The organism is Leclercia sp. M50 (assembly GCF_037150775.1).
Taxonomy (GTDB): domain Bacteria; phylum Pseudomonadota; class Gammaproteobacteria; order Enterobacterales; family Enterobacteriaceae; genus Enterobacter.
Genome location: NZ_JBBCPK010000067.1, coordinates 1 through 25,859 on the forward strand (window position 1 = coordinate 1; position 25,859 = coordinate 25,859).

Here is a 25,859-nt window from a genome sequence, read left to right on the forward strand (position 1 = left end):
CTGCCCTTTCACATTGGTTAAAGCAAAGGATGTGCCAGAAATTATTTATGAGGTTTATCATGAGGTTGATGTTTTAACAGCGTCAGGATTCACCGATTTGGGGAGAGAGCACAGGGAGGGTGCACCGCGATGGTGCCATGGTGGGCGGGGGAATCCCGCGCCCACCGGACAATCGGGTTACATGTTTTATTTCTTGTCTGAGTCCATCTTCATTTGCTCGGCTGACTTGAGGTGCTGCTCCACCACCGGGGTGTGCTCGTCGGCCAGGGCCTTCACATCGGGATCCTTGATGTTTTTGGCATCACTTTGCAGCTTAGAGAGCACCATCTTGTGATCCTTGGTGCCGGCATTTTCCATATACATCTTGTCAAAGTCGTCGCCGCTCGCTTTTTCCAGCTTATCCGCCATCGCCTTATGCTGCGCGTCCGGCTCGGTCGGCAGGGTCACCCCTTTTTTCTCGGCGACCGCCTGTACTTTAGTCAGGGCATTACCGTGGTCGTCGACCATCTTCTGGGCGAAGGCTTTAACGTCGCTGCTCTGCGCCTTGCTCAGCGCGATTTTAGCGGCGGCAACCTCATTGATATTGGCCTGGGCCATATCCTTCAACGCTTTTTCGTCACCCGAGCTGAGCTTTTCGCCCGCTGCAGTCTGGCTTGTGGCGCTGCTCTGGGCGGCGCTTGTCGACTGGGCCTGCACACCGACGGTGCAGAACATCGCGGCTACTGCCGATGCGGTCAGCAGCATTTTCAGGTTATTACGTTTCTGCATAGAGTTCTCCTGATGGTCATAGGTAAGATTGATGTCAGGTCATTAACCGCGCGTCGCCTCCTGTGGAAATGACAACCGCAGTTGTCAGTATAGGGGATGATTCTCCTCCCCCTGATTTAATGGGAATATTTACCGCAGCCGGGTTTACGGGTGTATAGCAACGCTTACGCTACTGGCTCAAGCTGCTTCCGGCCTTACTGACGGTGTACGATAAGGTGCAACGTAATACTTATGCCGCTGTAATCAGCTCCATTTAACCTCTTGGAGAGAAAGTCTTAATTCGGCTGATCACTTTTTCCTCTTCTTCTGGCGCAGTACTGTGCTCCTGAACCCGACGTGACAAAACCATTACGTTCTGTCACCTGACAATTACCGCAATAAAATCAGGAGCAAATGATGAGCCGCTTACATACCATCACCGAAGGCGAAGCCACCGGTAAAACCGCACAGCTGTTCAGCGCCATCAAAGGCAGCATGGGTAAAGTGCCGAACGCCTATCTGACCATTGGCACGCAATCCCCGGAAATACTGGGCCAGATGTTGCAACTGAACGCCGCACTGCATAAGGGGAGTCTCAGTGCGCGCGAACTGGAAGCCATTAACCTTGCGGTAAGCGAAGAGTCTGGCTGTGACTACTGCCTGGCGGCACATACGCTGATGGCAAAAAAGGCCGGATACACTGACGATCAGACGCGTGAATTACGTGAAGCCCGCTTCAGCGAGGATGCGCACATTGATGCGCTGGTGAAGTTCGTTCAGTACCTGGTTTCATCCCGCGGTACCGTGGCGGCTGAGCACGTCGAGACCTTCCGTCAGGCGGGATTCAGCGACCAGAAGGTCGTGGAAACTATCGGTGCCGTTAGCGCCATCCTGTTTACCAATATGGTGAACCGCGTGAACGACACCGTTGTCGATTTTCCCAAAGTGAGCTGAGGGTCATAACGTCAGCGACGCAGGAGAGCGTAACCCTACGCCTCTCCTGATTTTTTACTTTTTAACGGGCCCGGTGCGTGAAGCGCCGGGCCTTTTTTTCGTTAACGAAATGTGGCAGGTGCGCCCCCTGCAACAGGTTTTGCCTGGCCCGGCGCGGCCTTGCTCAACAAGCAAGGAATTTTAAACCGATCGGTTTTTTTTATTTTCCGCAGTCTGGCTTTTTTGACGCGCAGAACGCATATTAAAACGATTGGTTTTTGCTGCAAAAACAACCGCATGGCTGGGACAACATTGAGGCCTTCCTTCTGGATGCGCCCTTGAACAACCCCCGCCTTTGACGGCTGTTTTCTGTTTAACAGTTGTGGCACAGCCAGGGCTGAACATTCCTGAAGAGGACGCCGGAGAGAATCGCGACGTGATGGCTGACATTATCTGGTCTACCCTGGCTGAAATCTGCCCGCTAACGATAAGCCCGCTGTCAGCGTGAAACAGAAAGCCTTTCGTACTCTGGAGCCTGCATGATACGTCTTGAAGATGTGACCTTATTCGTCCGTTCCGCCGCGCTGGGCAGTTTTTCCAGCGCCGCGCGCGAAGCCGATATTCTCCCCGGCCAGGTCAGCGCGGCGGTCAATCGCCTTGAGCGGGATCTGAATAAACGGCTGTTTGCCCGCTCAACCCGCAGCCTGCGTCTCACTGCCGAAGGGGAAGCCTGGCTGCCCTATGCGCAGGAGATGCTGAATATTCTGCAAGCGGGCGCGGAGCGACTTCAGAGCGGAGAAAATGAAATCCAGGGTGAGCTAAAAATTTCCGTCCCCTCAGATCTCGGGCGCAACGTTTTACTGCCCGTAATTACTGCGTTCTGCGAGAAGCATCCCGGAGTATCGCTGCGTATCTTCATATCCGATAACGTCAGCGATGTGTTTCGCGATCCGGTGGACGTGGCTATCCGCTACGGCGTTCTGGAAAACAGCAGCTACGTTGCTTTGCCTCTGGCGGAAGATAACCGGCGTGTACTGGTCGCCTCTCCCGCCTATCTGAATAAGAAGGGCCGCCCACGACAGCTCGACAAGCTGGCTCTGCATCACTGTCTGCTTTATACGCTGAACGGTCATGTTTATGACAAATGGACCTTTCCGGAAAAGGGCGGCAGACGCCAGCTGACGGTGAGCAGCCGGATGCTGTGTGACGATGCGGATCTTGCCCGTCGCTGGGCCGTGGCGGGAATGGGTATTGCCTATAAATCATGGATCGATGTTAGCGCAGACGTGCTGGCAGGCCGGCTTGAGGTGTTGCTGCCGGAACAGCCTGGGGAGGGGGTGCCACTTAACCTTATCTGCCCTCACCGTAAACAGTTCTCGCCTGCGATACGCGAGCTACATGCGCAGCTGCGTGAAAAACTCAAAGCTGTCACGGCGCTGATGCACACTCATCCTGCTTTTTTGCCAGGTGCTCAGGATGCGCAACCCGCGGACAGCGCCTGATAAAAGGCCGTTTCAGGGAAATGGCCTTACCAGGCTTATTTTGACAGCGTTGCGGTCATATCAACCTGATTGCCGCTATCGCTTGCGGTGATTTTATATTCTGCCCCCGCCTGCTATGCCTGGCGGGCAATGTGTGCTTCCGCATCATCCAGAAACACGCAGTCAACGTCTGTGTTCATCCTGGTTTCGTCCAGACTGACCGCAGATGCGTATTGGTCAAAGAAGTATCAGGAGACAATGATGCACCGGGTAGGTTTACTAATTTCCGATCATTTTCAGGTTCTGGGGTTGTCCACGCTGAGTATCTTTGAGTTTGCGAATCAGGTGGCTGGCGAACCTTTTTATGACTGTAACGTTTATTCAGAGCGCGGCGGTTCTGTGAAAACCTCTTACGGCTTCGGCGTTGACAGCCAGCCTGTTGCTGCAAATATGGAGATCGATACCTGGCTGGTGGCGGGCGTGTTGACGCCCCTGGAGCTGCCCGCATCGCAGGGCATTGTTGATTTTCTGCAGACGCACGCTCCCCGGGCGCGTCGGGTGGCAGGGATCTGTACCGGGGCATTCGTGCTGGGTCAGGCGGGTCTGTTATCTGACCGTCGCGCCACTACCCACTGGATGCACGCGCAGAGTCTCAAGACCCTGCATCCCACTACCCGCGTCGAAGAGGACCGCATCTTTATTATTGACGATGCAATCTGGACATCAGCGGGGCTTACCGCCGGGCTGGATATGGCGCTGGGCATGGTTGAAAAAGATCTCGGTGCCGAAGTGGCCCGCTCCGTGGCACACCTGCTGGTGATGCACCATCGGCGCTCCGGCGGGCAGACGCAGCACTCTGAGATGCTGATGCTCTCCCCTCGCAGCGACCGCCTGCAGTCAGCCCTGGAGTATGCGCGCAACAACCTCAGCAAACCCCTGACCATCGAGAGCATTGCGGATGCGGTCCACGTCAGCGCGCGGCAGCTCAGCCGCCTGTTCCGCACTGAAACGGGAAAATCGCCAGCCAAAGCGATTGAAGGACTGCGGCTGGAAAATGCCCGGCTGCTGATCGAGCAGAGCAAGCTGTCGATGGAGGTCATTGCCCGTGAATCCGGCTTCCGCGATCGCCGTCATATGCGCGAGGTCTTTATCCGGGGTTACGGCATTCCCCCCCAGTCGCTGCGCACCGGCAAAGCCTGATCGTCCTCTTTTTCTGGCTCCTCTCCCTCCTGACTCATGATGACCGGCATCCGGCCATCATGATGTCCGAAATCACGACCTTTCTCGTCAGCCGCGCCGGCACCTGACTGCGTACTATGTATTCACCGACCCGATAACTGACAAGGTGAACAACATGACGCAGCACACCCACCTGGTCCACGCCACCGCCACGCCGTGCTGTGACAAAGGCGGTCTGTCGGTTGAGCCGCGCGATCCAAATATCGTCATGAGCGCACGGGAGAGGGTTGACGCGGCGCTCATCGGATTTGCTCGCGACCCACGCATTACCATTCCGTCCCTTAACGATTCTGCGAAGGAGTAAGACCATGAAACTGACCAATAACACCATCTTTATCACTGGCGGCACCTCTGGCATCGGCCGCGCGATGGCAGAAAAATTCCATCAGTTGGGTAACCAGGTGATCATTTCCGGGCGCCGGGAGGCGCTGCTGAAGGATGTCACCGCCGCCAGTCCGGGCATGGATTATGTGGTGCTGGATGTGACCCGCGCCGACAGCATTCAGGCCGCCGCAGAGCAGGTGCTGAAGCGCTATCCGGCCCTGAATGTGGTCATCAATAACGCCGGTATCATGCCGTTTGACAACGCGGCAGGCGAGCTGGATGACGCCCAGGCGGTTACGCTGCTGAACACCAATATTCTGGGGCCGGTGCGCGTCAGCGCGGCGTTTATTGAGCACCTCAAACAGCAGCCAGACGCCGTACTGATCAACAACAGCTCGGTGCTGGCCTTCCTGCCGCTGGCCACCAACGCGCTCTATTCGGCGACGAAAGCCGCGATTCACTCCTACACCCTTTCCCAGCGCTTCCTGCTGCGCGACACCAGCGTGCAGGTCATCGAAATTTCCCCGCCGTGGGTGGATACGGATCTGATTTACAAGAGCGGTGACCCGCGCGCCATGCCGCTGGAGGCGTTCATCAGCGAGACGTTTGACAAGCTCGGTACAGACACCATTGAAGCTATCGTCGATCGCGTGCTGCCTGTGCGCGATAACCCGGGGGCAAACGAGCATACCCTGGTGAACCAGTTCAACCAGTCGGTCGCGGATAACCCAATCCCTGTTCAGTAAGCTCTGCAGGGGCCTCGCGCCCCTGTTCTTTCCGGAGATGGATCATGAACGCTGTTATCACCGCTTCCCAGCGCCGTGCCCTGCGCGCGCTGAGCATCGCCTATTTTGTCCAGGCGACCGGTGCGCTCTCTGTCGCGGGTAGCCTGCCCGCTATTTCCGCCGCCTGGCAGCTGACCGATGCACAGAGCGCACGCTTGCTAAGTATTTTCGGCCTGACCTTTGCCCTGGCCGCCCCACTGGTTCAGGTGATGTTTGGTCACTGGCGCCGTCGCCAGCTGGTGCTCACGGGCATCGGGCTTTTTGGCTCTGGCGCCTTCGCGTTTGCGCTGTCACCCTCCTACGATGCGCTACTCGCCTCCCGCATACTGATGGGCGCAGGGGCAGGATTTATCGGCCCGGTGCTGGTTGCGCTGGGTTCAGAGCTGGTTCATGAAGAGCAACGCGGTCGCGCTATCGGCATGGTACTCCTGGGGGTATCGATGGCGAGCCTCGCCGGTATTCCCCTCGCCGCGTGGATTGCCAGCCTGTGGGGAGCAAAAGCGCTTTTTGCCCTGGTGGGCGGCGTAAGCCTTTTGAGCGGGCTGAACATCCTCCTGACGGTGCCGGATGAGCGCACAGGGTCGCGCATCCGGCTTACTGAAATGGTCAGCGTCCTGTCACAAGGAAAATACCTGACGGCATTCCTGGTAGTGTTTTTCATTACCTCCGGTGTTTACAGCTTTTATTCGTTCATCGCCCCGCTCATACGCGATACCTACACCGGCGGGACGCAGGCTCTCTCCGCGGCGCTTGCGGTACTGGGTATCGCTGGGGTACTGGGCAACCTCTGGGTGACCCGAGCCGCCGCGCGCTTTACGTCTGAAAGGTTGCTGATGGCGGGCATGACGCTGCTGATTGTGGACACCGCGCTGATTGCCCTGCTGCCGAAAATGTTGGTCGTGTTGCTGGTGATGCTCGTTGTCTGGGCCTTTGCCACCGACCTGCTCTGGCCTAGTCAGCAACGCAGGATCGTTGAACTGTCGTCTGTCCGGCACCGTGGTATCGCTCTGGCGCTGACCAGCGCCTTTATGTTCGGCGGCATTGGATTTGGCTCTGCGGTAGCCTCGTGGGTTTATCCCCTGGCGGGATTTTACGGGCTGGCCGGCATATCGGTGACCTTTATTTTGCTGGCGCTGATCAGCCTGCGGCTGTCAGAAAAGCTCAGAAAACCTGTGGTAATCGCTGAGCCCTGTAAAAATGAAGCCTGAGCGCTGTATCAGCGATGCTGAGATCCCTGCCAGATAATGGCGGGGATGATTCATCACCGAAGCAAGCGGTTACTGTCGTGACGACAGCGACGCACGTGGGGCAACCTCTGGTATTTCCCCACTTAAGCGGCGGTGCAACCCCCAAAAACCCCATAAATATCATGCCATTATAGAAACAATTTTTAACATTACCTGTTTACATTGAAATGATTATTCATATCATCTTGATAATCACTATCACCTCTGCGGTGATGTTTTTGCGCTACGGGGCATCCATGCCTCCGGCTCGTTGAAAAATCAGGATGATCACAATAATGAAATCGCACAGTTATCGCGCGCTAAGCTCATGTTTATTCATGACATTAGCCGCTAATGCCTCTGCCGAAGTACAAAAAGATGAGACGCTGGTGGTCGCTGCCAGCCGTACCAATCACAGCATCACCGACATGGCGCAGACCACCTGGGTTGTGGAACAGGCTGAAATTGAACAGCAGGTTCAGGGGGGTAAGGAGCTGAAAGAGGTGCTGGCGCAGTTAATTCCCGGCATGGATGTCAGCAGCCAGGGGCGCACCAACTACGGGATGAATATGCGTGGTCGATCCATGATGGTGATGGTGGACGGCGTGCGTTTAAACTCCTCGCGCAGCGACAGCCGCCAACTGGACTCAATCGATCCGTTTAATATTTCCCGCATTGAGGTCATCTCCGGCGCCACCTCCCTCTACGGCGGCGGCAGTACCGGCGGCTTAATCAATATCGTCACCAAAAAGGGCCAGCCGGAAACGGAAGTCGAGTTCCAGACCGGCCTGAAAACTGGCTTCAACAGCCATAACGATAATGACGAGAACGTCGCAGCGGCGGTGAGCGGTGGCAACGATAACGCTTCCGGGCGCCTGTCAGTGGCCTATCAGCGCTTTGGTGGCTGGTACGATGGCAATGGCGATGAGGTGATCATCGATAACACCCAGACCGGTTTGCAATACTCTGACCGTCTGGACGTGATGGGCACCGGCACGCTGAATATCGACGATCATCAGCAGTTGCAGCTCACCACGCAGTATTACAAAAGTGAATCTGACGGTAAGCACGGCCTTTATCTGGGCGAGAACTTCTCGGCAGTAACGGGCGCGGGCAACGCCTATAACAAAAACAATCTCGACTCCGACCGTATCCCCGGCACTGAACGTCACCTGATTAACCTGCAATATTCCAACACCGATTTCTGGGGCCAGGATCTGCTCGCCCAGATTTACTACCGCGATGAGAGCCTGACCTATTACCCCTTCCCTACGCTTTCCGGCGGTCGGGTCACCAGCATTGGCGCATCGCAGCAAAAAACCGATTTCTACGGCGGCAAGCTCACCATCAACAGCAAGCCGGTGGAGGCATTGACGCTGACATGGGGTGTGGATGCCGAGCATGAAACCTTCGACGCCAACCAGCAATTTTTCGACCTCAGCAAGGCGGCGGCCAGCGGGGGGATGAAGCTGGATAATGCCTATAACGTTGGACGCTATCCGGGCTACAGCATTACTAACCTCGCCCCGTTCCTGCAAAGTAGCTACGACTTCTCCGCGATCACCCTGAGCGGCGGCGTGCGCTATCAGTACACGGAAAACAAGGTTGATGATTTTATTGGCTATACGCAGCAGCAGGCCATTGCCACGGGCAGAGCGACCTCCGCAGACGCCGTGCCGGGCGGAAAGACGGATTACAACAACCTGCTGTTTAACGCCGGTATTCTGGGTCATCTGACCGAACGCCAGCAGCTGTGGTTTAACTTCTCCCAGGGCTTTGAGATCCCGGATCTGGCGAAATATTATGGCTCCGGCACCTATCAGCTGGTGAACGGTCATTATCGCCTGGTCAACAGCGTGAACGTGAACGACTCAAAACTCGACGGGATCAAAGTTGATGCCTACGAGCTGGGCTGGCGTTACACCGGGGATAATCTGCGCACGCAGATTGCCGGGTATTACTCTCTGTCTGACAAAACCATCAACATTAATAAAAGCGACATGACCATCAACGTTGAAGATGACGAACGTCGTATCTACGGTGTTGAAGGCCAGATCGACTATTTCTTCACCGACAGCGAGTGGAGCACCGGTACAAACTTCAACGTCATCAAATCGGAAACCCGCGTCGACGGAAAGTGGGAAAAGCTGACGGTAGACAGCGCCAGCCCGTCTAAAATGAGCGCATGGGTTACCTGGGCGCCGGGCGACTGGACGTTGCGTATGCAAAGCACCCAGACGTTCGACCTCTCTGATGAAGCCGGTAAGAAGATCGATGGCTATAACACCGTGGACTTCTTAGGCAGTTATCTTCTGCCGGTCGGTAAGCTGAGCTTCAGCGTCGAAAACCTGCTGGATGAAGACTACACCACCGCATGGGGCCAGCGCGCACCGGGTCTCTACAGCCCAACCTACGGCGCTGAAAACCTCTATACCTACAAAGGCCGTGGCCGTACATTTGGTCTGAACTACTCGGTTCTGTTCTGACAGTGGCTGCCGCCTGCAACGCGGGCGGCACTTTTTAGCGCAACGGCCCATTTACGTTACACTCTGGATCCTGAGCAACCCACCCGCTACTGCTGAGAGGATCGTCTATGCCTGCACGGGATTTATCCAGAATGGGGGCCGCCAATGTAGCGCTAACGGTCAGTCATAGCGGTCAGGCCGTTATTGAAAAGTCTCCTGTTGGCGCGGTGGAGTTTGGTTTTTATCAGAATGCTGCGACGTCGCTTAACGAGGCGGGCATTGCGACTCCGGCACTCTTTTCCGCCGATGTCACCCTGCGCAAATTATGCATGGAGTATATTCCTTACCCGGTTGAACAGTCTGATGTCGCCAGTGATGAGGTTCTCACGATGCTGGCACGTCTGCACCGTTATCCGGTGAATACCGCATGGCACTACCACCCGCACTCATGGTCAGAGAGGGCGCTCGAAAAAGCGCTCATCCTGCTGGCGTTACCTGAAAAAAGCGCACGGCAGCTTCAGCAATTTCAGCAATTTCAGCAGCGTAGTGATGTGCTGTTTAGCGGCCACCGTCTGATTTCAGGGGACAGCAATGCGGGTAACTGGGGAAGAAGAGAAAATGGTGAGGTCGTGCTGTTCGACTGGGAACGGTTTGGAAAAGGGAGTCCTGCTATCGACCTTGCCCCACTTATAAAGGGAATGGGGACGATGCGAGCGTATACGGACCTCGCTGAACGCTACTGCACGTTAACTTATCACCATAGTGTCAATGAATTAACGAGAGAAATTGCCATCGCTAAGGCATGGATTGTCACCGAAGTCATTGTGTTACTTTACGAGCGGCAAAAGAGCGCGTTCTCCTTGTATCAAACCTGGTATCAATCACACCTCCCTGACTGGTTAGAGGACACCGCACGACGATTATGAATACAGTCATACGGGCGACCTTGACAGGCATCATTACCCCGGTGAAAATGCTGTACATTAAAACAGTATTTATAAGGGGTATGTAATGTTCGTTGAACTGGTGTACGACAAACGAAATGTTGCCGGGCTTCCGGGCGCCAGAGAGATCATCCTGGCTGAACTAACGAAGCGAGTGCATCGGATCTTTCCGGATGCCGAGGTAAAGGTTAAGCCAATGCAGGCGAACGGCCTGAATAGCGATGCCAGTAAAAGCGATCGGGAAAAGCTGAACCGTATGCTCGAAGAGATGTTTGAAGAAGCCGATATGTGGCTGGTTGCGGATTAAGCTCAGAAAGCCGCGCATAATCATAGTAGGTGCCGGAGACCGCTTCGTGCCAGAAGCCGTTACTGACCCCTTCATTATGACCTGCCGGGATCAACCTTTTAAGAGTGAGAACGTTTAAAGACGTTTTGGCCGTGTTGCGAAGTAGACTACCGCTGCGCCGATAGCGACGATGAGCGTATCTTCAATTATGCCACTTCTGGTCTGCCCAATTTCTGCTATGGCTTTTTTGCGTGCCGCCAGTGTGGCATAGGCAAGTGGCACAGCGGCAGAGATAGCGATTGCTGCCCCGGTTTTTTCTTCTCCCTTGGGTGCCAATGCGGCGCCCGCAATTCCTGCACTGGCCACACGCGCTGACAAGCCCAAAAACACGGTGCGGTCTGGCGCTGACTTCATCTTGTCGCCAAACAGCTCACCTGCCCCCATCGCTAACGCGCCAAATTTGAATAACGGACGGTCCAGCAGTATGAGGCTCCCCGGAGTGTCGCGTCTGGCAAGGCGTGCTGCTGCGAGGGCCGCCATCGGCGTCATAGAACGGCAGCTGGCGACAACACCAATTAGAGCGGAATATACAAATCTGATTATTTTCATAATTAATCTCCCGGATAAACAGAATTTTATTAATTATTAAGTGTTATTAGGGGGCAAGGCAGTCACTCCCGGCCTGATTCACGCATGTGTATGGCCACGTTATTTAAGCGCTTTCATCTGAGTAATCAGTTGCATCCTGCACTGCCCTAAGCCTGTCTTACTGTGTCGGCAGAATGAAAACGTTGACCAGGGTGCAGCTTCCTGTGCAATTTCAACTGCAATAGTCATTATAGATGAATAGCCTGATATAGCTGATGACCTGGAGATATCAGATCTGATTGGTTAACTTATGTGCCAGAGCATTATGCTCAGCATTGGCTCCATGCCCGGCATCGGATAACCGTACTGGGCCCACATAGAAAACGGCCAGCCTGTCGGCTGCTCCGCCAGCGCCACCATGATAGTAATGAGATAAGCGCTGCCCTTGCCCGGCTAACAAAACGTCCGCTCAGATTTTCAGCGTATCGATCACCGCTCTCAGGGCCGGTGAGACGTTGCGGTGAGGATAATAGAGGAACAGCCCGTCCATGCGCAGGCTGTAGCGCTGCAACACCCGGATCAGCGTCCCACGCTCCAGATCGTTCGCCACCAGCTCGACCGGCACATAAGCCAGCCCCAGGCCCAGCCGGGCGGCTTCGGCTTCCATATAGCTGTCAGAAAATGCCCACTGCCCCTCGGGGCGATGGGTGACGCTTTTACCGTCCTGAATGAGCTCCCACTGATAAAGGCCCCCATCGGCAAACTGATAGCCAATACAGGGGTGGGCAACTAAATCCGCAGGCGTCTGGGGAAAGCCGTAGCGGCGCAAATGTTCAGGTGTACCGACCACGGCCATCTCCATGTCAGGCGTAATGCGCACCGCGACCATCCCCTGACCCACCTCCGGCCCCAGTCTGACACCTGCGTCGAAGCGTTCGGTAATGATGTTCACAAACCGGCTCTCATTCATCAGCTCCAGCCGGATATCCGGGTAGCGCTGTTTAAATATCGCCAGCTTCGGCAACAGACATTTATCAATGGCATGCTGACTGGCGTTAATGCGCACCGTACCGGAAGGCGTTTCACGGTAGTGCGCCAGCGTGGCAAGCCCGCTATCCAGAGCATCGAAGGCGGATTCTGTCGCCTGATAAAGTTGCTCCCCCGCCTGGGTCAGGGATAGCCTGCGCGTGGTGCGCACCAGTAGCTGCACGCCCAGCCGCTCTTCCAGCTCGCGAACAGAGCGGCTGATCCCCGACTGGGCCAACCCAAGCCGCCGGGCTGCGGCGGTAAAGCTCCCCTCCCGCGCCACTTGCATAAAGAGATAGAGCTCGTTGTAATTTTCCCGCTTCGCCATAACGCCACCAATTCATAACAATATGATATGAATCTTAGCATCCTTCCCCCTCTAATCATCACTATTACTGCTAACTATACTGGCCTCAACATCACAACACAGCCCGGTACCTCTTATGAAAACATTCACCCAAAAACTGACGGCAGCCATGCCTGCAATGCTGCTATGCGCCTCTTTAAGTGGAGTAACAACCATGAGTTATGCAGAGACAACCAATCCGAACGCCCCGGTGTCGATGGTCACCACATGGGACAAGACATTTGCTGAAAGCAAAAAGGTCGATCACCGTAAAGTCACCTTCCAGACCCGCTACGGCATTACGCTCGTGGGCGATCTCTATCTGCCGAAAGACCGGGGCGATCGCAAGCTGGCGGCCATCGCGGTCAGCGGACCGTTCGGCGCAGTGAAAGAGCAGTCCAGCGGTCTCTATGCCCAGACCCTGGCGGAGAAGGGCTTTGTCACCCTGGCATTCGATCCCTCTTACACCGGTGAAAGCGGCGGGCAGCCGCGCAATGTCGCTTCTCCCGACATCAACACCGAAGATTTCAGTGCGGCGGTGGACTTTCTTGGACTACAAAAAGAGGGGGATCGCCACCGCATCGGTATCCTTGGCATCTGCGGCTGGGGCGGTATGGCGCTGAATGCGGCCTCGATGGATACCCGCGTGAAAGCGGTCGCCACCAGCGTGATGTACGACATGAGCCGGGCGATGGGCCACGGCGTGGGTGACGGTAAAGACCGCTACTCGGCAGCCGATCGCCATGCTGTTCTCCAGTATCTGAACGAGCAGCGCTGGAAAGATGCAGAGAGCGGCACCTTTGCCCATGCCGGGCATGATATTTATGTCGAAAACGGCACAGCGACCGCCGCTGAACGTATTCTGCCGGAAGCGTTACCTGCCGATCCGCATCCGGTACTGAAAGAGTTCTTTGATTACTACCGGGTGCCGCGTGGTTTCCACGAGCGCGCCGTAAACTCCACCGGCGCATGGACCGCGACCATGCCGCTGTCGTTTATGAACATGCCGCTGTTGAGCTATGCCAAAGAGATCGCCATCCCGACACTTATCGTCACTGGTGAAAAGGCGCACTCGCGCTACTTTGCTGAAGATGCCTACAAAGCTGTCGGCAGCAAGCAGAAAGAGCTGGTGGTTGTCCCGGGCGCTAACCATGTCGATCTTTACGACAACGTCGCCGGTAAGATCCCGTTTGCGCAGTTTGAGCAATTCTTCAAAACCAGCCTGAAGTAATCCTCTCCGCCACCTGTCCCTGGCAGGTGGCGTTGTTTTCCCCCTTCGTGAAATCTGATTATGTCCACACTGAGCCAAACCACACAGAGTAACGAACGCGCGTACTGGGGCGCTATTTTTGCCATGACCCTGTGCGTATTTGTCCTGATTGCCTCGGAGTTTATGCCGGTCAGCCTGCTGAATCCCATTGCCCGCGATTTAGGCGTCACCGAGGGTCTGGCCGGCCAGGGGATTGCCATCTCCGGCGCGCTGGCGGTCCTGACCAGCCTGAGCCTGACCCATATTGCCGGGAATATGAACCGTAAAACGCTTCTGCTGGGCATGACGGCTCTGATGGCGGCGTCCGGGCTGCTTATTGCCTTTGCGTCCAGCTACCTGGTCTATATGATCGGGCGCGCCCTGATTGGGATCGCCATCGGTGGCTTCTGGTCCATGTCTGCCGCGACGGCCATCCGCCTGGTGCCGCAACATCAGGTCTCCCGTGCGCTGGCGATTTTCAACGGCGGTAATGCCCTGGCAACGGTGGTGGCCGCCCCGCTCGGCAGCTATCTTGGAGCCACCATCGGCTGGCGCGGAGCCTTTCTGTGCCTGGTTCCGGTGGCAATCATCGCGTTCATCTGGCAGTGCTTTAGCCTGCCGAAGATGGAGAATGACCGGGCGGCACAGGGTACGGTATTGCGCCTTTTCCGCCAGCCTGTGGTGCGCGTGGGCCTGTTAGCCTGCGGTCTGTTCTTTATGGGACAGTTCGCGTTATTCACCTACGTGCGCCCATTCCTCGAAACCGTCACCCACGTCAGCGCCTCCGGCTTGTCACTGATCCTGCTTACCATCGGTATCGCGGGATTTGTTGGCACGCTGATTATCGCCGGCTTTTTAAATACACGCTTTTACCCGACGTTAATGGCGATTCCCCTGCTGATGGCCATCATTGCCGGAATGTTGATCCTGACCGGGCACAGCGTCTGGATCGTCGCCCTGCTGTTGGGACTCTGGGGTCTGCTGGCAACCGCAGCACCAACGGGATGGTGGACGTGGCTCGCCCGTACTCTGCCCGAGGATGCAGAGGCCGGTGGTGGACTGATGGTGGCGGTGATCCAGCTCTCGATTGCGCTGGGCTCCACGGCGGGCGGCATGGTGTTCGATAACCTTGGCTGGCAAAGCACCTTTGGCATGAGTGCTATTTTGCTGCTGAGCGCGGGGGCGCTGACATTTTTGACGGCATCTAAAAACCAGTAGAATCAAGAAAATACCCCGGAGCACGCGCCGGGGCAGGAGGATCAGAGAGAAAGCTCAGAATCTTTAATATTGGCAATGGGGCCCAGGATTGAGCTGTCAAATTCGCGTAAGGTTCGGCCTGCGGCAACACGCTCAGGCCAGTCGTGATTTGCCAGCGCGCCGCGCCCAAGTGCAATGAAATCGGCTCCCTTCTCCATGACCTGTATTGCCCGCGCCTCATCGTGGAGACTGCCATTAGCCATAATCGTCAGCTGTGGCGCATATTTACGGGCCAGTTCGACAAGTGAGAGCGGGTTATCAGCAAATGCTGGCTGCCAGGCTTCATACTCCGTCAGGTGCAGATAATCGATACCGGATTGCGCAAGCAGCGAAAATACCACCCGGGCATCGTCTTCCCCATTAGCCCATTTATGGAAGAAGTCGTTCACTTTCCCCTGCGAGATACGGATCCCTACCGGAATATCATGACCTACCCGCTGTCTGACAGACTGAATGACGTCAAGGCTGAGTTGAAGGCGGCCAGCGATGTCCCCGCCCCAGCGGTCAGATCGCGGGTTGGTGTAATCCGTGAAGAACTGATCGAGAAGATAGCCATTGGCACCATGGATCTCCACACCATCAAAGCCAGCGTCGAAAACGGCAGCCGCAGCCGCATCGGCAAAGCTTGTGATAATCTTCTGGATCTCCTCTTCACTGAGTTCACGTGGTACAGGATACTCACCTTTTCCACGATAAAATGACATCTGTTGGCCCACTGGACGAACGGCGCCTGGTGCCACTGTTCCCGTCCTGAAATAGTTCCCCTGCGACAATGCGCCAGCGTGCTGGATTTGGGCAAAAATGTGGCCGTTATGCTTGTGGACTGCGTCGGTGACGTTGCGCCATCCCGCAATCTGTTCCGGGCTGGTTAAGCCAGCCTGAAAAGCATAGGTCTGTGACCATTCCTTATCAATGTAAATACCTTCTGATATCACCAGGCCGAATCCACCCCGGGCGAAGTCTTCGTAGTAAATCGTCATACGATCGCTGGCGATGCCCTCCACTGAGGCGGTGACACGGGTCATGGGCGCCACCACCAGACGGTTTTTTAAGACAACCTTTCCAATATGCCCCGGGGTAAAAAGGGATGATTTGTTCATACGTTACTCCTGATTAATTAAATCGTAAACGCACTATAATCATTGTTTAATCAGGCTTAAACGGGGCAAAATGATAAGGCTGTATAACGTTTATCGTTATAATCACGATGGCCGTTAGATAACTTTTGCGCTGATTCTGATACCGGAGCCGCTATGAATTTGCAGGATGTTTCACTCTTTCTCGTTATCACCGAAACGCGCAGTCTGACGCAGGCAGCGAAACGACAGGGTCTTTCCGCCATGGCCGTTTCAAGACGCCTCGCCTCCCTTGAACACGAGCTGGGAACGCGCCTTTTACAGAGAACGACGCGCTCTGTCTCTTTAACTCAGGAAGGAATGGAATTTCTGCCTTACGCACGGGCGCTTATTGATGCAGAGGCAGGTGCCCGCGCGCTATTCTCTCCCTCAACCCAGGGCGCGTCCGGATTACTGAGGATCACTGCCCCATCAGGCTTTGGAAGACGAAATATTTTGCCTCTGGTTTCTGAACTGTTAGCGGACAATTCAAAGCTGAATATTGACCTTCAACTCAGCGAGAATGTAGTTGATATTGTTGGGAAAGGATTCGATGTCGCCATCCGCATCGCGCCATTAAAAGACTCCACGCTCATTGCCCGCAAAATTACTGATAATCCGCGGATCGTCTGCGCTTCACCCGATTACCTGAAGGCGAATGGCGTACCTCATTTTGTTGAAGATTTACTGCAGCACAGTTGCCTCAGACTCAGCAGCGTGCCTCAATGGCTGTTTGAACGTGATGGTGACGTTATCAGGATCGGTGTTGATGGGCGTTTCAGCTCCGATAACGTCGAAGGAATAAGAGAACTCTGTTCTAACGGACTGGGCATTGCGCAGCTTACCCGCTGGGATGTCATGAAAGAGCTCCACGAAGGCACGCTTGTTGAGATTAATTTTTCTGATGTCAGGCCGCAGGCGTTATCGGTCTGGGCCGTACTGCCAACAACACGTTATCTTCCTCTGCGGGTCAGTATGTTTATTGATAAATTGAAGTCATCGCTGATCTCAACCGCTACGGGCTGAAATATGTCACGACAGATCTCTCTTTTTCAGTCCGGAGATGGCCCCCGCTCAATGCCATATTGCCTTGATTGACGTCCTGACGGGTATGTAAGGCGTTGTTCCGACCGCCGGGCTGATGGCGAAACAAGCCCGTCTCCAGGGGCTGGTGGTCGGCAGCAATCGTATGCGGCAGGACGTTGTCAGAGCGCAGAATCAGACCGGGATCCGCCCCGCCATTTCCGACAGGTTTGAAGGGCTGGCCTCTGTCAGCGAAGCATTCAGCCTCCTTGCGGGCGGAAAGCACTTCGGGAAAATCACAGTTGAATGGTAAGCCATGGATTGCGGCACCTGCATTAATATCGGCTGTACCATGAGCGAATCGCTGAACGATCTGTTTGCTCTGGTGAAATAGGCGCTATATCTCAGACAGGCTGACCTGACGTGGTTGCGTCAGCCTGCTTTATACGCCACCCACTCTTGCCAGACATTTTCTGGGTCAATATCGCGGTAGCCGCGCTCTCTGATCATATCGTTGGCCGCCTCGTCCGGCAGCCGGATGGCCGTAGCACCATCGCGGATTGCCTCTACCTCTTCCTGTGTTAACGCCCGCCCCAGCTCCTGCTCTTTATCAATCAGGACGACGATTAAGGCGGGCACAAAAACAATCTGCATATTTATAATCCCTTAATATGTTTGCCTGCTACTTTATCACTGGCTGTTAAGGCATAGTGCCTGAATCGTGAATTTCATCAGGACGGCAGCTTATGACGCTATAAATCCGGCAAGCCACTCTGGCAGATGTGGTGCTACTCAGTGCGCTGGGATGCAGTACCTATCGTGCTCACTTTACTCATGTGGGTGTCAGAGGAATAATTGAATGCCTTTTTAAATGAAACAGGCATGCCCGGCATGCCATCTCTCTCTATCTACCTGAAGTGGACATTATTCATTTACGCTGACGTTAAGCCTTTTGGCTTCCATCGTTATTAACTTTTGGGCAACCGTCATATCGCCGCCGTGAACACGATCTATCAGGTTCTGGATGAGCGTAACCATCAAAAAACTCTTATTAGCAGGAGAGAAATCAGTCATATCAATCCCGCTCTCCTGGAGTTCATGGTGTGCTGCTCTCTCTGTTTCTTCAACAATTTCAGCAGCTTTCTCGTTCATCCGATCAATGTGTGCAAAGACAATACGATTGATCATTTCTATCTGTTCTGGCGTGAAATTTTTTTCCATTATTGTCCCTCGAGAAGGTTAGAAACTCTAAAAATCGGTCATATTGCAACAAATATAATAAATGAATACAGCACCACTTAAATAGTAAGACATTCTTAAGTTTAAAACGGTCAGAGCCTGCTTACGCATCTGTTGCAGTTCATACTTCATGCAACCCCTGACGCCGCGCAGGTTTACCGCCGTGACGCGGTCGAAATCCTCTGCTGTTGCGTCCGCGATCTCTGCCAGCACATTCTGGATCCCGGCGTTGTGGAAGGCGATAACGAGGCGGCCAAAGATAGTTATATAGACCCAGCATTCAATTTCTGATGGACCCGGAAATTATCCTTGGTAGGGTTTATGTAAACCAAAAAGGAAAGGGAATATCAGATGCCATCTCAATACACACTCAATGACCTGCTCGGGTTGCTTGTTTTTTCACAGAAATATCCCTTTCTTCATGACGATCTGGACGGCCTGATCATTGCATGGGCTGAAGATCAAATCACCGCAGGAAATGAGTCGGAGACCCTTTTGATCCTCGCTTCACTGGCGCTTGATAATCAACCTGTACGGGCTGAAGTTGAATTATATCTGTCACGGTACATGGCAGAGCAGCGGATAGATCTGCCCCCGCTAAAAACGGCAGCACTGGTCTGGATCAAGCTATTTATGCGTCAACTTTCCAGGTGCGCGTCCATCCATGATGCCGAACAGAAATTGTCTTTTCTGGTGTGTTATTGGCTTGAACCTGGCGTAAAGATTTTCTCTGCGGTGGTCGATACCCTGAAATCGCTTTACTGGCATCTCTTTGATGAATGGGAGGGACCTGGCACAAGCGAAGCAGTCAGGATGGGGGAGTCCGAATTCTTTGCGCTGATTAATCGTGCGATGCTGCCCTATTCCCGTAAAATTGAGAACCCAGACTGGCTGGATCTGCTTGTGCGGTAATGTTTACCTATGAACCTGGACACAAAAGTTAACTTAACTGAATAACTGCCCTGTGCCAGGAGCGGCCCCAGATCCTATGAATTAAAACGCTATATGAAGCGTAATACAGCTATCATAACAGATCGCAATCTGCTTTTCGGCATATACGCAAACCGTAAGCTGACGCAAAAAGGCACATGACGTCTTCAGCTAAACGTCATGCGCCACCTGTGAAGGCATCATCCATATTATAAGCTGAAGATCATCCCTGATATTTAACTGCTGCCCTCATTCGATTATTGCGTTGCGGCGGCTCACCCTTGCCAGCGTGACTGCCGGATAATATTGCAGAAGTTAAAAGGAGAGAAACCGGGTTCCTTATCCTTAATAACGTCAGCCTTTACGTTACCGAATGTCGTTTGCGGCTTGTGTTTTATACCGTCATAGAATGCCTGAATAATATCCTCTTTAAATGTTGGCGTACGGGGATACTGCTGCGTAACCGCTTTAATATCTGCTTCTGCGAATTTTTCATAATCGATTCCCAGCACATCCATTTCCACGCCTGCGATAACCAGGGCTATTTCTGGTGCCATAAACTCAGGTATGCCTGGTGTGGTATGGAGTGCAATGGCTGTCCATACCTTATCAATGTCGGCAGGAGCGATACCATATCCCTCCAGAAAGGTACGTGCCGCATTGGCGCCGTCTACTTCAAAACGTTTGTCACAGCTGCAATGCTCATGGGTGAGTCCAATGTCATGAAACATACAGCCAATGTACAGCAGCTCACTGTCTACTTTCAGGCCTCTTTCCTGCCCAGCCAGGGCCGCCCAGTAATAAACCCGGCTTGAATGATTAAACAGCAGCTCTGTTTCGGTGTCCCTGATAAATTCCGTGGCTTCTCTGGCCATACGGCTGTCCGGGACGCTGATACCTTTAATTGCAGAACGCATGAATAACTCCTTAGATGGCTATGGTGTACCTCTAAATTAGGGTTTATCATTCATGTCTGCCACCGTACTTTTACGACGAATAAGGACATCTGGATCTATTCAGACGCCGGGAGGAGAAAATGAGTCATACCATTGCCATACTGGCGGTGCCGGGCGTGCAGTTGCTTGATGTAGGCGGGCCTATAGATGTTTTTGCTGAGGCTAACAGAATCCTGGGACGTCAATTTTATCGTCTGTATGTCGTTTCCGTCAGTGGCTCTGTTGTGCAGGCCTCGTCCGGCGTCAGGCTTGCGGCAGATTTTTCACTCGCGGATATTTCAGAACTCGTTCCTGATACGTTTCTCATTGCGGGCGCACCAGGTATGTCTGGTTATACGCCAGCGAGCAATGTCCTGGCGGGTATTACCGCCTTATGCGAAAAAAGTGAGCGGTTTGGATCCGTATGTACTGGCGCGCTGCTGCTGGCGCTTACCGGAAAACTCAACGGTAAGCAGGTCACTACCCACTGGAATTGTGCGGAACTGCTTTCTATCAGACATCCTGAAATAGTCGTGGAAAGCGATGCGCTGTTTATCGCCGATGGTAGGGTGCGTACTGCCGCCGGTGTGACATCCGGCCTCGATCTGGCATTGAGGTTGGTGGAGGAAGATCTGGGGCGGGAAATTGCGGCCGAGGTTGCGGATCAGTTAGTGATGTTCTTTCGTCGGCCTGTTAATCAGTCGCACTTTGTCAGACGAAGCCAACTTTCCCTGAACGGACGCTCAGCACTCCAGGATCTTCAGCGTTGGGCAATTCAGAATATTAAAGAGATTGGCTCGGTTTCCATGTTGGCGCAACACATCAACCTTAGTGAAAGGCATCTTACCCGTATTTTTCGCCAGGAGATCGGTTTGACCCCGGCTCAATGGCTGGAGCGTGAGCGCGTGTCAAAAGCGCGCTTGCTGATTGAAAAAGAGAAGCTGCCCGCGAAAAAAATAGCCGCAGAATGCGGCTTCTCAGGTCCGGATGTCATGCGGCGTGTGTTCAGTCGGCTCACAGGCATGACGCCTGCCGCCTATCGGAAGATGGTAGGCCAACAGGAATACTTCCCCACCCAAGTTTGCCCTAAAATCACTGAATAACGGCTCTGTTGTTGTTAACTCATCCGACAAAGGACACCTGCACCATGCTAAAAATCCTCGGCAAAACCACCTCCATTAACGTGCGCAAAGTGCTTTGGACCTGTGAAGAAGTGGGTCTGGACTATCTGCAGGAAGATTACGGCAGCGGCTTTGCCTCAACGGAAACCGATGCCTTTCGCGCGCTGAACCCGAATGCGATGGTGCCGGTGCTGATCGACAATGATTTCGTGATCTGGGAATCCAACGCCATTTGCCGCTATCTGGTTCGCAAAACCGGGCGGGACGACCTTCTCCCGACAGATCCACAAGCCTGCGCCAACGTCGAACGCTGGATGGACTGGCAGGCGACGGAATTTAATAACGCCTGGCGCTATGTCTTTCCGGCCCTGGGGCGTAAAAACCCGGACTTTAACGATCCGGCGCGAATTGCAGCCGGGATTAAGGAGTGGAACCACCATATCGCGATCCTTGAGCAACAGCTGCAACGCACCGGGGCATGGGTGGCGGGCGACACTTTTACCCTGGCCGATGTGGTGCTGGGGCTGTCGGTGAACCGCTGGAAGATGACCCCTTTTGAGCATCCACCGGTGCCCGCTATCGAGGCCTGGTTTGAACGCTTAAATCTGCGCCCGGCGTTTATGCGCCACGGAAATAATGGCATGCTTTGAGCATAATGCGCCGGGTAAATAAGCACTTTGTTATCAAGGTTATTTTATTTAATTACTTAATTCTCGCCCACCTCATGTGCCTTAATAATTAAGTACTATCCTGGACAATCCATGACCAGGCTTTGCTAGCCTGATTATTCAGGCAAAGCTCAAACCGGAGGTATTCTTTGCTGATTAAACTTAAGAAAGAACGAACCCATCAGGAGGATCGTCGTCTTGCCCTCTGGCTGGCGACCTCCGCAGGATTGCTGAATGCCATTGCGCTGGGGGCTTTTGGCTTCTTTCCTTCCCATATGACAGGCAATACCTCACAATTTTCCAGCGAAGTCTCCTCAACGGATCTGAACGATATTATTTTCTTCGCCACCATTATTCTGTCGTTTGTGACCGGGGCAATTATTGCGCGGATAATTGTTTTATGGGGCATCATGCACAATGTGCGGCTCATTTTTTGTCAGGTTTTGTTTATTGAAGGGTTATTACTGGCCGGCGTCTCTCTGCATGAAATCTATTTTCATACCTTCACGACTAACAGGGAAATTATTGTTTTTCTCTGCGGGCTGATGGGGATCCATAATTCCACCTCCACCCAACTTTCCGGCGGACGGGTACGCTCCACCCATATTACCGGCACCTTAACCGACGCAGGCATTTCGCTGGCCTCTGTGGTGGTGGCGATGCTACGCCGGGATTACTCCAAAGATACCGCCGCACAAACCAGCCAGCTTACAACCCACCTCACCACCCTTTTCTCGTTTATCACGGGAGGGATTGCCGGGCTGGTCCTGTTCAGGTGGTTTGGGTTTAATGCGATGCTGGCCCTGGGCTTAATGCTGGTTTTCGTCGCCACCTTCTCTATCATCAGCACCTCGCTGCGGGTGCGAAAGGTTCGCGCTGCACTCAGCAAATAACAGACTCTACTTCTTCATTAAGTGACGGTGTCACTTAATGAAATTATCTTTAAGATTATTCTGCCTGCCGGTATCCAGCCCTTACCCCGTAAGGCTTAACCTCATATTTCCGCAGTATTCATAAGGTTAGGAATAATACCGCTTCGCTGGAACCCTTCCCAAACCCTTGCTATAGCTCAAATACCCCTGCCAAAACATGGCATAACAACAGGCAATCGATGGTTGCTATAACGAACGCATGCGCACAGGGAGACACACCGCAATGCATACTTTATTAAAACGCTCGCTGCTTTTTGTCGGCGCCATTATTGTGGTCGTCGCCCTCCTCGTCTGGGGAATTGGGCTGGAGACGATCAAAGCGCGCCAGGTTGACCTGGTTTATCTCGGGCGACAGCATCTGATTTTAGTCTTCTCATCCATGTTCTTCGCCCTGCTGGTCGGTATCCCCAGCGGTATCTTGCTGAGCCGTCCGGCCGCACGAGGTATCGCCGAATACGTTATGCAGATTTTTAACGTCGGCAACACCCTGCCACCGCTCGCAGTTCTGGCCCTGGCGATGGTGGTGATTGGCATCGGCGATACGCCCGCCATTATCGCCCTGTTCCTCGCCTCGCTGCTGCCGATAGTGCGTAACACCTACGCTGGTCTGTGCTCGGTTCCGGCATCGTTACTGGAAGCGGCAAACGGCATCGGGATGACCAAATGGCAGCGTCTGCGCAAGGTGGAGCTGCCTAACGCCTGGCCGGTAATGCTCTCCGGTATTCGTATTGCCACCGCCATTAACGTCGGTACCGCACCGCTGGCCTTCCTGATTGGCGCCAGCAGCTACGGCGAGCTGATTTTCCCCGGCATCTACCTGAATGATTTCCCGACGCTAATCCTGGGCGCGGCGGCCACCGCCCTGTTCGCCCTGATTCTGGATACGTTGCTGGCGGCGCTGGGCCGTCTGATGAGCCCGCATCTCGCGCGATAACAATAATAAGGAGCTTCTATGAGACTATTTACCGGCCTGGCGGCGCTCTGTACCGTCGCGCTCTTTACCAGCCAGGCGCTCGCGGCGCCGTTGATCCCGGCGACCAAGAGTTTTACCGAACAGCATATTCTCTCGGCGATGACCGTGCAGTATCTGCAAAAGAAAGGGTTTGAAGTTAAGCCTCAGACCAACATTGCCACCGTCATTTCCCGTAATGCGATGATCAACAAGCAGATCGATATGACCTGGGAGTATACCGGCACCTCGCTGATCATCTTTAACCACATCAATAAACGCATGTCGCCAGAGGAGTCTTACGAGACGGTGAAACGCCTGGATGCGAAGCACGGCCTGGTGTGGCTCAAACCTGCTGACATGAACAACACCTACGCCTTTGCCATGCAGCGTAAGCGCGCCGAGGCAGAAAATATCAACACCATGTCAGAGCTGGTGGCGAAGATTGAGCAGGTGCGCAAAACCGATCCGGATAACAACTGGATGCTGGGTCTCGATCTTGAATTCTCCGGGCGCAGCGATGGCATGAAGCCGCTGCAGGCGGCCTACAACATGGAGCTCGATCGCCCGCAAATTCGCCAGATGGACCCAGGCCTGGTCTATAACGCGGTGCGCGACGGCTTTGTCGATGCCGGGCTGGTTTACACCACTGACGGACGCGTTAAAGGCTTCGATCTGAAGGTGCTGGAAGATGACAAAGGCTTCTTCCCGAGCTACGCGGTGACCCCGGTGGTGCGCAAGGATACGCTGGAAGCCAACCCGGGGCTGGAAGAGGCGCTGAACACCCTCTCTGCCCAGCTTAACAACGACGTCATCACCGAGCTAAACAAGAAGGTGGATATCGATCATCAGTCACCGCAGCAGGTCGCCCGTGATTTCCTGCGTAGTAAGCAGCTGCTGTAAGGAGGCGCTATGGATACTATTCACTACATTCTTGATAACTGGGGTTACATCATGACCCTGACCTTCCAGCACCTGTGGCTGGTGGCGCTGGCGGTGGGCTTGGCCATTATTATCGGCGTGCCGCTGGGCATTCTGATCGTGCGTCACAAATGGCTGGCGACGCCGGTACTGGGGATTGCCACCATCGTGCTGACCATCCCGTCGATTGCTCTGTTCGGCCTGATGATCCCCCTCTTTTCCATGATCGGTCAGGGTATTGGCGCCCTGCCCGCCATTACCGCGGTGTTTCTCTACTCGCTGCTGCCGATTGTGCGTAACACCCATACGGCGCTGGACAGCCTGCCGCCCGGCCTGCGCGAAGCGGGTCGCGGCATCGGCATGACCTTCTGGCAACGCCTGCGCTGGGTAGAAATTCCGATGGCGCTGCCGGTGATTTTCGGCGGCATCCGTACCGCGGTCGTAATGAATATCGGCGTGATGGCCATTGCCGCCGTCATCGGCGCGGGCGGGCTTGGCCTGCTGCTGCTAAACGGCATTGGCGGGAGTGATATTCGTATGCTGATTGCCGGCGCGCTGATGATTTGTCTTTTAGCGATTGTGCTCGACTGGTTACTGCACCGTCTGCAGATCGTTCTGACTCCAAAGGGGATTCGATAATGATAAAACTGGAAAACCTCACCAAACAATTTTCACAGAAGCACGGCCAGACATTTAAGGCCGTAGATAACGTCAACCTGAACGTGCCCGAAGGGGAGATGTGCGTCCTGCTCGGCCCATCCGGCTGCGGCAAAACCACCACCCTGAAGATGATTAACCGGCTGATTACTCCGAGCAGCGGCACCATCCAGATCAATGGCCAGGACACCAGCGAGATGGATACCGTGACCCTGCGCCGCAACATCGGCTACGTGATCCAGCAGATTGGCCTGTTCCCGAACATGACCATCGAAGAGAACATCACCGTCGTACCGCGCATGCTGGGCTGGGATAAAGCCCGCTGTAAAACCCGCGCCGAAGAGCTGATGGATATGGTGGCGATGGATCCGCATAAGTTCCTCAACCGCTATCCGCGGGAGATGTCCGGTGGTCAGCAGCAGCGTATCGGCGTGATTCGCGCCCTGGCGGCGGATCCTCCGGTACTGCTGATG

28 protein-coding genes and 1 pseudogene are annotated in these 25,859 nt (G+C 54.3%); 21 read left to right on the forward strand and 8 right to left on the reverse strand.

What is annotated here, in order from left to right; translation table 11 throughout:
• Positions 1-186: 186 nt before the first annotated feature.
• Positions 187-768 (reverse strand): DUF4142 domain-containing protein, encoded by a 582-nt coding sequence (locus WFM46_RS16205; RefSeq protein ID WP_180210825.1) that lies wholly within the window; start codon positions 766-768, stop codon positions 187-189.
• Positions 769-1,164: 396 nt separating this feature from the next.
• Here WFM46_RS16205 and WFM46_RS16210 point away from each other — a divergent pair, with 396 nt between their 5' ends.
• From WFM46_RS16210 to WFM46_RS16250, 9 genes are all read left to right on the forward strand, one after another.
• Positions 1,165-1,701, forward strand: coding sequence for a carboxymuconolactone decarboxylase family protein (locus tag WFM46_RS16210; protein ID WP_336998000.1), 537 nt, complete (start codon positions 1,165-1,167; stop codon positions 1,699-1,701).
• Between the two features lie 518 nt (positions 1,702-2,219).
• Positions 2,220-3,182: a LysR family transcriptional regulator gene (locus WFM46_RS16215; RefSeq protein ID WP_336998001.1), complete on the forward strand. Its 963-nt coding sequence runs from the start codon at positions 2,220-2,222 to the stop codon at positions 3,180-3,182.
• A 240-nt stretch (positions 3,183-3,422) separates the two neighbouring features.
• Complete coding sequence (locus WFM46_RS16220; protein ID WP_336998013.1) at positions 3,423-4,361, forward strand: GlxA family transcriptional regulator; 939 nt, start codon at positions 3,423-3,425, stop codon at positions 4,359-4,361.
• A 154-nt stretch (positions 4,362-4,515) separates the two neighbouring features.
• Positions 4,516-4,704 (forward strand): hypothetical protein, encoded by a 189-nt coding sequence (locus tag WFM46_RS16225; RefSeq protein WP_336998002.1) that lies wholly within the window; start codon positions 4,516-4,518, stop codon positions 4,702-4,704.
• Positions 4,705-4,708: 4 nt separating this feature from the next.
• On the forward strand, positions 4,709-5,470 hold the full coding sequence (locus WFM46_RS16230) for an SDR family oxidoreductase (protein ID WP_103179461.1): 762 nt from the start codon (positions 4,709-4,711) through the stop codon (positions 5,468-5,470).
• 44 nt (positions 5,471-5,514) lie between these two features.
• Positions 5,515-6,717 (forward strand): MFS transporter, encoded by a 1,203-nt coding sequence (locus WFM46_RS16235; RefSeq protein ID WP_336998003.1) that lies wholly within the window; start codon positions 5,515-5,517, stop codon positions 6,715-6,717.
• A 314-nt stretch (positions 6,718-7,031) separates the two neighbouring features.
• Positions 7,032-9,221: a TonB-dependent siderophore receptor gene (locus WFM46_RS16240; RefSeq protein ID WP_103179459.1), complete on the forward strand. Its 2,190-nt coding sequence runs from the start codon at positions 7,032-7,034 to the stop codon at positions 9,219-9,221.
• A 107-nt stretch (positions 9,222-9,328) separates the two neighbouring features.
• Positions 9,329-10,126, forward strand: coding sequence for a phosphotransferase family protein (locus tag WFM46_RS16245; protein WP_336998004.1), 798 nt, complete (start codon positions 9,329-9,331; stop codon positions 10,124-10,126).
• An 85-nt stretch (positions 10,127-10,211) separates the two neighbouring features.
• Positions 10,212-10,451, forward strand: coding sequence for a DinI family protein (locus WFM46_RS16250; protein WP_103179457.1), 240 nt, complete (start codon positions 10,212-10,214; stop codon positions 10,449-10,451).
• A gap of 114 nt (positions 10,452-10,565) precedes the next feature.
• Here the strand turns inward: WFM46_RS16250 and WFM46_RS16255 are convergent, their stop codons facing one another.
• Positions 10,566-11,039: a hypothetical protein gene (locus tag WFM46_RS16255; protein WP_336998005.1), complete on the reverse strand. Its 474-nt coding sequence runs from the start codon at positions 11,037-11,039 to the stop codon at positions 10,566-10,568.
• 448 nt (positions 11,040-11,487) lie between these two features.
• Positions 11,488-12,372 carry a LysR substrate-binding domain-containing protein gene (locus tag WFM46_RS16260; protein WP_180210310.1) on the reverse strand — a complete coding sequence of 295 codons (885 nt, stop codon included), beginning with the start codon at positions 12,370-12,372 and terminating at the stop codon, positions 11,488-11,490.
• A gap of 115 nt (positions 12,373-12,487) precedes the next feature.
• Here WFM46_RS16260 and WFM46_RS16265 point away from each other — a divergent pair, with 115 nt between their 5' ends.
• Positions 12,488-13,621: an alpha/beta hydrolase gene (locus WFM46_RS16265; RefSeq protein ID WP_336998006.1), complete on the forward strand. Its 1,134-nt coding sequence runs from the start codon at positions 12,488-12,490 to the stop codon at positions 13,619-13,621.
• 60 nt (positions 13,622-13,681) lie between these two features.
• Positions 13,682-14,857 carry an MFS transporter gene (locus WFM46_RS16270; RefSeq protein WP_336998007.1) on the forward strand — a complete coding sequence of 392 codons (1,176 nt, stop codon included), beginning with the start codon at positions 13,682-13,684 and terminating at the stop codon, positions 14,855-14,857.
• A 41-nt stretch (positions 14,858-14,898) separates the two neighbouring features.
• Here the strand turns inward: WFM46_RS16270 and WFM46_RS16275 are convergent, their stop codons facing one another.
• Positions 14,899-15,996: an NADH:flavin oxidoreductase gene (locus WFM46_RS16275; protein ID WP_156654428.1), complete on the reverse strand. Its 1,098-nt coding sequence runs from the start codon at positions 15,994-15,996 to the stop codon at positions 14,899-14,901.
• A 153-nt stretch (positions 15,997-16,149) separates the two neighbouring features.
• Between WFM46_RS16275 and WFM46_RS16280 the strand changes: the two genes are divergently transcribed.
• Together WFM46_RS16280 and WFM46_RS16285 are read left to right on the forward strand one after the other, a co-directional pair.
• Positions 16,150-17,037: a LysR family transcriptional regulator gene (locus WFM46_RS16280; protein WP_336998008.1), complete on the forward strand. Its 888-nt coding sequence runs from the start codon at positions 16,150-16,152 to the stop codon at positions 17,035-17,037.
• Positions 17,038-17,152: 115 nt separating this feature from the next.
• A complete protein-coding gene (locus tag WFM46_RS16285) occupies positions 17,153-17,347 on the forward strand; it encodes a hypothetical protein (RefSeq protein ID WP_180210315.1) in 195 nt (64 codons plus the stop codon).
• A gap of 119 nt (positions 17,348-17,466) precedes the next feature.
• On the opposite strand, the gene WFM46_RS16290 is transcribed toward WFM46_RS16285, so the two are convergent.
• The 3 genes from WFM46_RS16290 to WFM46_RS16300 all read right to left on the reverse strand — a co-directional run bounded on the left by WFM46_RS16290 (position 17,467) and on the right by WFM46_RS16300 (position 18,558).
• Entirely contained in the window at positions 17,467-17,688 is a 222-nt protein-coding gene (locus WFM46_RS16290) for a hypothetical protein (protein WP_156654427.1), read from the reverse strand.
• Between the two features lie 270 nt (positions 17,689-17,958).
• Positions 17,959-18,255 (reverse strand): nitroreductase, encoded by a 297-nt coding sequence (locus tag WFM46_RS16295; RefSeq protein ID WP_103179448.1) that lies wholly within the window; start codon positions 18,253-18,255, stop codon positions 17,959-17,961.
• A gap of 27 nt (positions 18,256-18,282) precedes the next feature.
• Entirely contained in the window at positions 18,283-18,558 is a 276-nt protein-coding gene (locus tag WFM46_RS16300; protein WP_336998014.1) for an SDR family oxidoreductase, read from the reverse strand.
• Between the two features lie 66 nt (positions 18,559-18,624).
• On the opposite strand from WFM46_RS16300, the gene WFM46_RS16305 reads away from it, so the two are divergent.
• Positions 18,625-19,185 carry a hypothetical protein gene (locus WFM46_RS16305; protein WP_159338985.1) on the forward strand — a complete coding sequence of 187 codons (561 nt, stop codon included), beginning with the start codon at positions 18,625-18,627 and terminating at the stop codon, positions 19,183-19,185.
• 293 nt (positions 19,186-19,478) lie between these two features.
• Here the strand turns inward: WFM46_RS16305 and WFM46_RS16310 are convergent, their stop codons facing one another.
• The gene (locus WFM46_RS16310) at positions 19,479-20,120 is read right to left on the reverse strand and encodes an HD domain-containing protein (RefSeq protein WP_336998009.1); all 642 of its coding nucleotides are present in this window, start codon (positions 20,118-20,120) and stop codon (positions 19,479-19,481) included.
• A gap of 119 nt (positions 20,121-20,239) precedes the next feature.
• Between WFM46_RS16310 and WFM46_RS16315 the strand changes: the two genes are divergently transcribed.
• The 7 genes and pseudogenes from WFM46_RS16315 to osmV form a co-directional block, all read left to right on the forward strand.
• On the forward strand, positions 20,240-21,241 hold the full coding sequence (locus WFM46_RS16315) for a GlxA family transcriptional regulator (RefSeq protein ID WP_336998010.1): 1,002 nt from the start codon (positions 20,240-20,242) through the stop codon (positions 21,239-21,241).
• Between the two features lie 44 nt (positions 21,242-21,285).
• Positions 21,286-21,909, forward strand: a complete 624-nt coding sequence (locus tag WFM46_RS16320; RefSeq protein ID WP_263950881.1) for a glutathione S-transferase family protein — start codon at positions 21,286-21,288, stop codon at positions 21,907-21,909.
• A gap of 167 nt (positions 21,910-22,076) precedes the next feature.
• The gene (locus WFM46_RS16325) at positions 22,077-22,820 is read left to right on the forward strand and encodes a YoaK family protein (protein ID WP_156654421.1); all 744 of its coding nucleotides are present in this window, start codon (positions 22,077-22,079) and stop codon (positions 22,818-22,820) included.
• 262 nt (positions 22,821-23,082) lie between these two features.
• Entirely contained in the window at positions 23,083-23,793 is a 711-nt protein-coding gene (gene osmY / locus WFM46_RS16330; protein WP_336998011.1) for an osmoprotectant ABC transporter permease OsmY, read from the forward strand.
• 18 nt (positions 23,794-23,811) lie between these two features.
• Entirely contained in the window at positions 23,812-24,711 is a 900-nt protein-coding gene (osmX, locus tag WFM46_RS16335) for an osmoprotectant ABC transporter substrate-binding protein OsmX (RefSeq protein WP_336998012.1), read from the forward strand.
• A 9-nt stretch (positions 24,712-24,720) separates the two neighbouring features.
• On the forward strand, positions 24,721-25,368 hold the full coding sequence (gene osmW / locus WFM46_RS16340) for an osmoprotectant ABC transporter permease OsmW (protein ID WP_114387163.1): 648 nt from the start codon (positions 24,721-24,723) through the stop codon (positions 25,366-25,368).
• Positions 25,368-25,859, forward strand: a pseudogene (osmV, locus tag WFM46_RS16345) (osmoprotectant ABC transporter ATP-binding protein OsmV); the annotation flags it as partial. The gene osmW and the pseudogene osmV, both read left to right, overlap by 1 nt.

What these genes read in the sequence shown, in the direction of transcription:
- WFM46_RS16285 (WP_180210315.1), top strand. Translation starts at nt 17,153, where the DNA reads ATGGCGAAACAAGCCCGTCTCCAGGGGCTGGTGGTCGGCAGCAATCGT.
- WFM46_RS16255 (WP_336998005.1), bottom strand. Translation starts at nt 11,039, where the DNA reads ATGAAAATAATCAGATTTGTATATTCCGCTCTAATTGGTGTTGTCGCC.
- osmX (WP_336998012.1), top strand. Translation starts at nt 23,812, where the DNA reads ATGAGACTATTTACCGGCCTGGCGGCGCTCTGTACCGTCGCGCTCTTT.
- osmY (WP_336998011.1), top strand. Translation starts at nt 23,083, where the DNA reads ATGCATACTTTATTAAAACGCTCGCTGCTTTTTGTCGGCGCCATTATT.
- WFM46_RS16220 (WP_336998013.1), top strand. Translation starts at nt 3,423, where the DNA reads ATGCACCGGGTAGGTTTACTAATTTCCGATCATTTTCAGGTTCTGGGG.
- WFM46_RS16280 (WP_336998008.1), top strand. Translation starts at nt 16,150, where the DNA reads ATGAATTTGCAGGATGTTTCACTCTTTCTCGTTATCACCGAAACGCGC.
- WFM46_RS16290 (WP_156654427.1), bottom strand. Translation starts at nt 17,688, where the DNA reads ATGCAGATTGTTTTTGTGCCCGCCTTAATCGTCGTCCTGATTGATAAA.
- WFM46_RS16215 (WP_336998001.1), top strand. Translation starts at nt 2,220, where the DNA reads ATGATACGTCTTGAAGATGTGACCTTATTCGTCCGTTCCGCCGCGCTG.
- WFM46_RS16235 (WP_336998003.1), top strand. Translation starts at nt 5,515, where the DNA reads ATGAACGCTGTTATCACCGCTTCCCAGCGCCGTGCCCTGCGCGCGCTG.
- WFM46_RS16245 (WP_336998004.1), top strand. Translation starts at nt 9,329, where the DNA reads ATGCCTGCACGGGATTTATCCAGAATGGGGGCCGCCAATGTAGCGCTA.
- WFM46_RS16270 (WP_336998007.1), top strand. Translation starts at nt 13,682, where the DNA reads ATGTCCACACTGAGCCAAACCACACAGAGTAACGAACGCGCGTACTGG.
- WFM46_RS16315 (WP_336998010.1), top strand. Translation starts at nt 20,240, where the DNA reads ATGAGTCATACCATTGCCATACTGGCGGTGCCGGGCGTGCAGTTGCTT.
- WFM46_RS16230 (WP_103179461.1), top strand. Translation starts at nt 4,709, where the DNA reads ATGAAACTGACCAATAACACCATCTTTATCACTGGCGGCACCTCTGGC.
- WFM46_RS16310 (WP_336998009.1), bottom strand. Translation starts at nt 20,120, where the DNA reads ATGCGTTCTGCAATTAAAGGTATCAGCGTCCCGGACAGCCGTATGGCC.
- WFM46_RS16305 (WP_159338985.1), top strand. Translation starts at nt 18,625, where the DNA reads ATGCCATCTCAATACACACTCAATGACCTGCTCGGGTTGCTTGTTTTT.
- WFM46_RS16275 (WP_156654428.1), bottom strand. Translation starts at nt 15,996, where the DNA reads ATGAACAAATCATCCCTTTTTACCCCGGGGCATATTGGAAAGGTTGTC.
- WFM46_RS16205 (WP_180210825.1), bottom strand. Translation starts at nt 768, where the DNA reads ATGCAGAAACGTAATAACCTGAAAATGCTGCTGACCGCATCGGCAGTA.
- WFM46_RS16260 (WP_180210310.1), bottom strand. Translation starts at nt 12,372, where the DNA reads ATGGCGAAGCGGGAAAATTACAACGAGCTCTATCTCTTTATGCAAGTG.
- WFM46_RS16295 (WP_103179448.1), bottom strand. Translation starts at nt 18,255, where the DNA reads ATGGAAAAAAATTTCACGCCAGAACAGATAGAAATGATCAATCGTATT.
- osmW (WP_114387163.1), top strand. Translation starts at nt 24,721, where the DNA reads ATGGATACTATTCACTACATTCTTGATAACTGGGGTTACATCATGACC.
- WFM46_RS16240 (WP_103179459.1), top strand. Translation starts at nt 7,032, where the DNA reads ATGAAATCGCACAGTTATCGCGCGCTAAGCTCATGTTTATTCATGACA.
- WFM46_RS16320 (WP_263950881.1), top strand. Translation starts at nt 21,286, where the DNA reads ATGCTAAAAATCCTCGGCAAAACCACCTCCATTAACGTGCGCAAAGTG.
- WFM46_RS16210 (WP_336998000.1), top strand. Translation starts at nt 1,165, where the DNA reads ATGAGCCGCTTACATACCATCACCGAAGGCGAAGCCACCGGTAAAACC.
- WFM46_RS16225 (WP_336998002.1), top strand. Translation starts at nt 4,516, where the DNA reads ATGACGCAGCACACCCACCTGGTCCACGCCACCGCCACGCCGTGCTGT.
- WFM46_RS16265 (WP_336998006.1), top strand. Translation starts at nt 12,488, where the DNA reads ATGAAAACATTCACCCAAAAACTGACGGCAGCCATGCCTGCAATGCTG.
- WFM46_RS16250 (WP_103179457.1), top strand. Translation starts at nt 10,212, where the DNA reads ATGTTCGTTGAACTGGTGTACGACAAACGAAATGTTGCCGGGCTTCCG.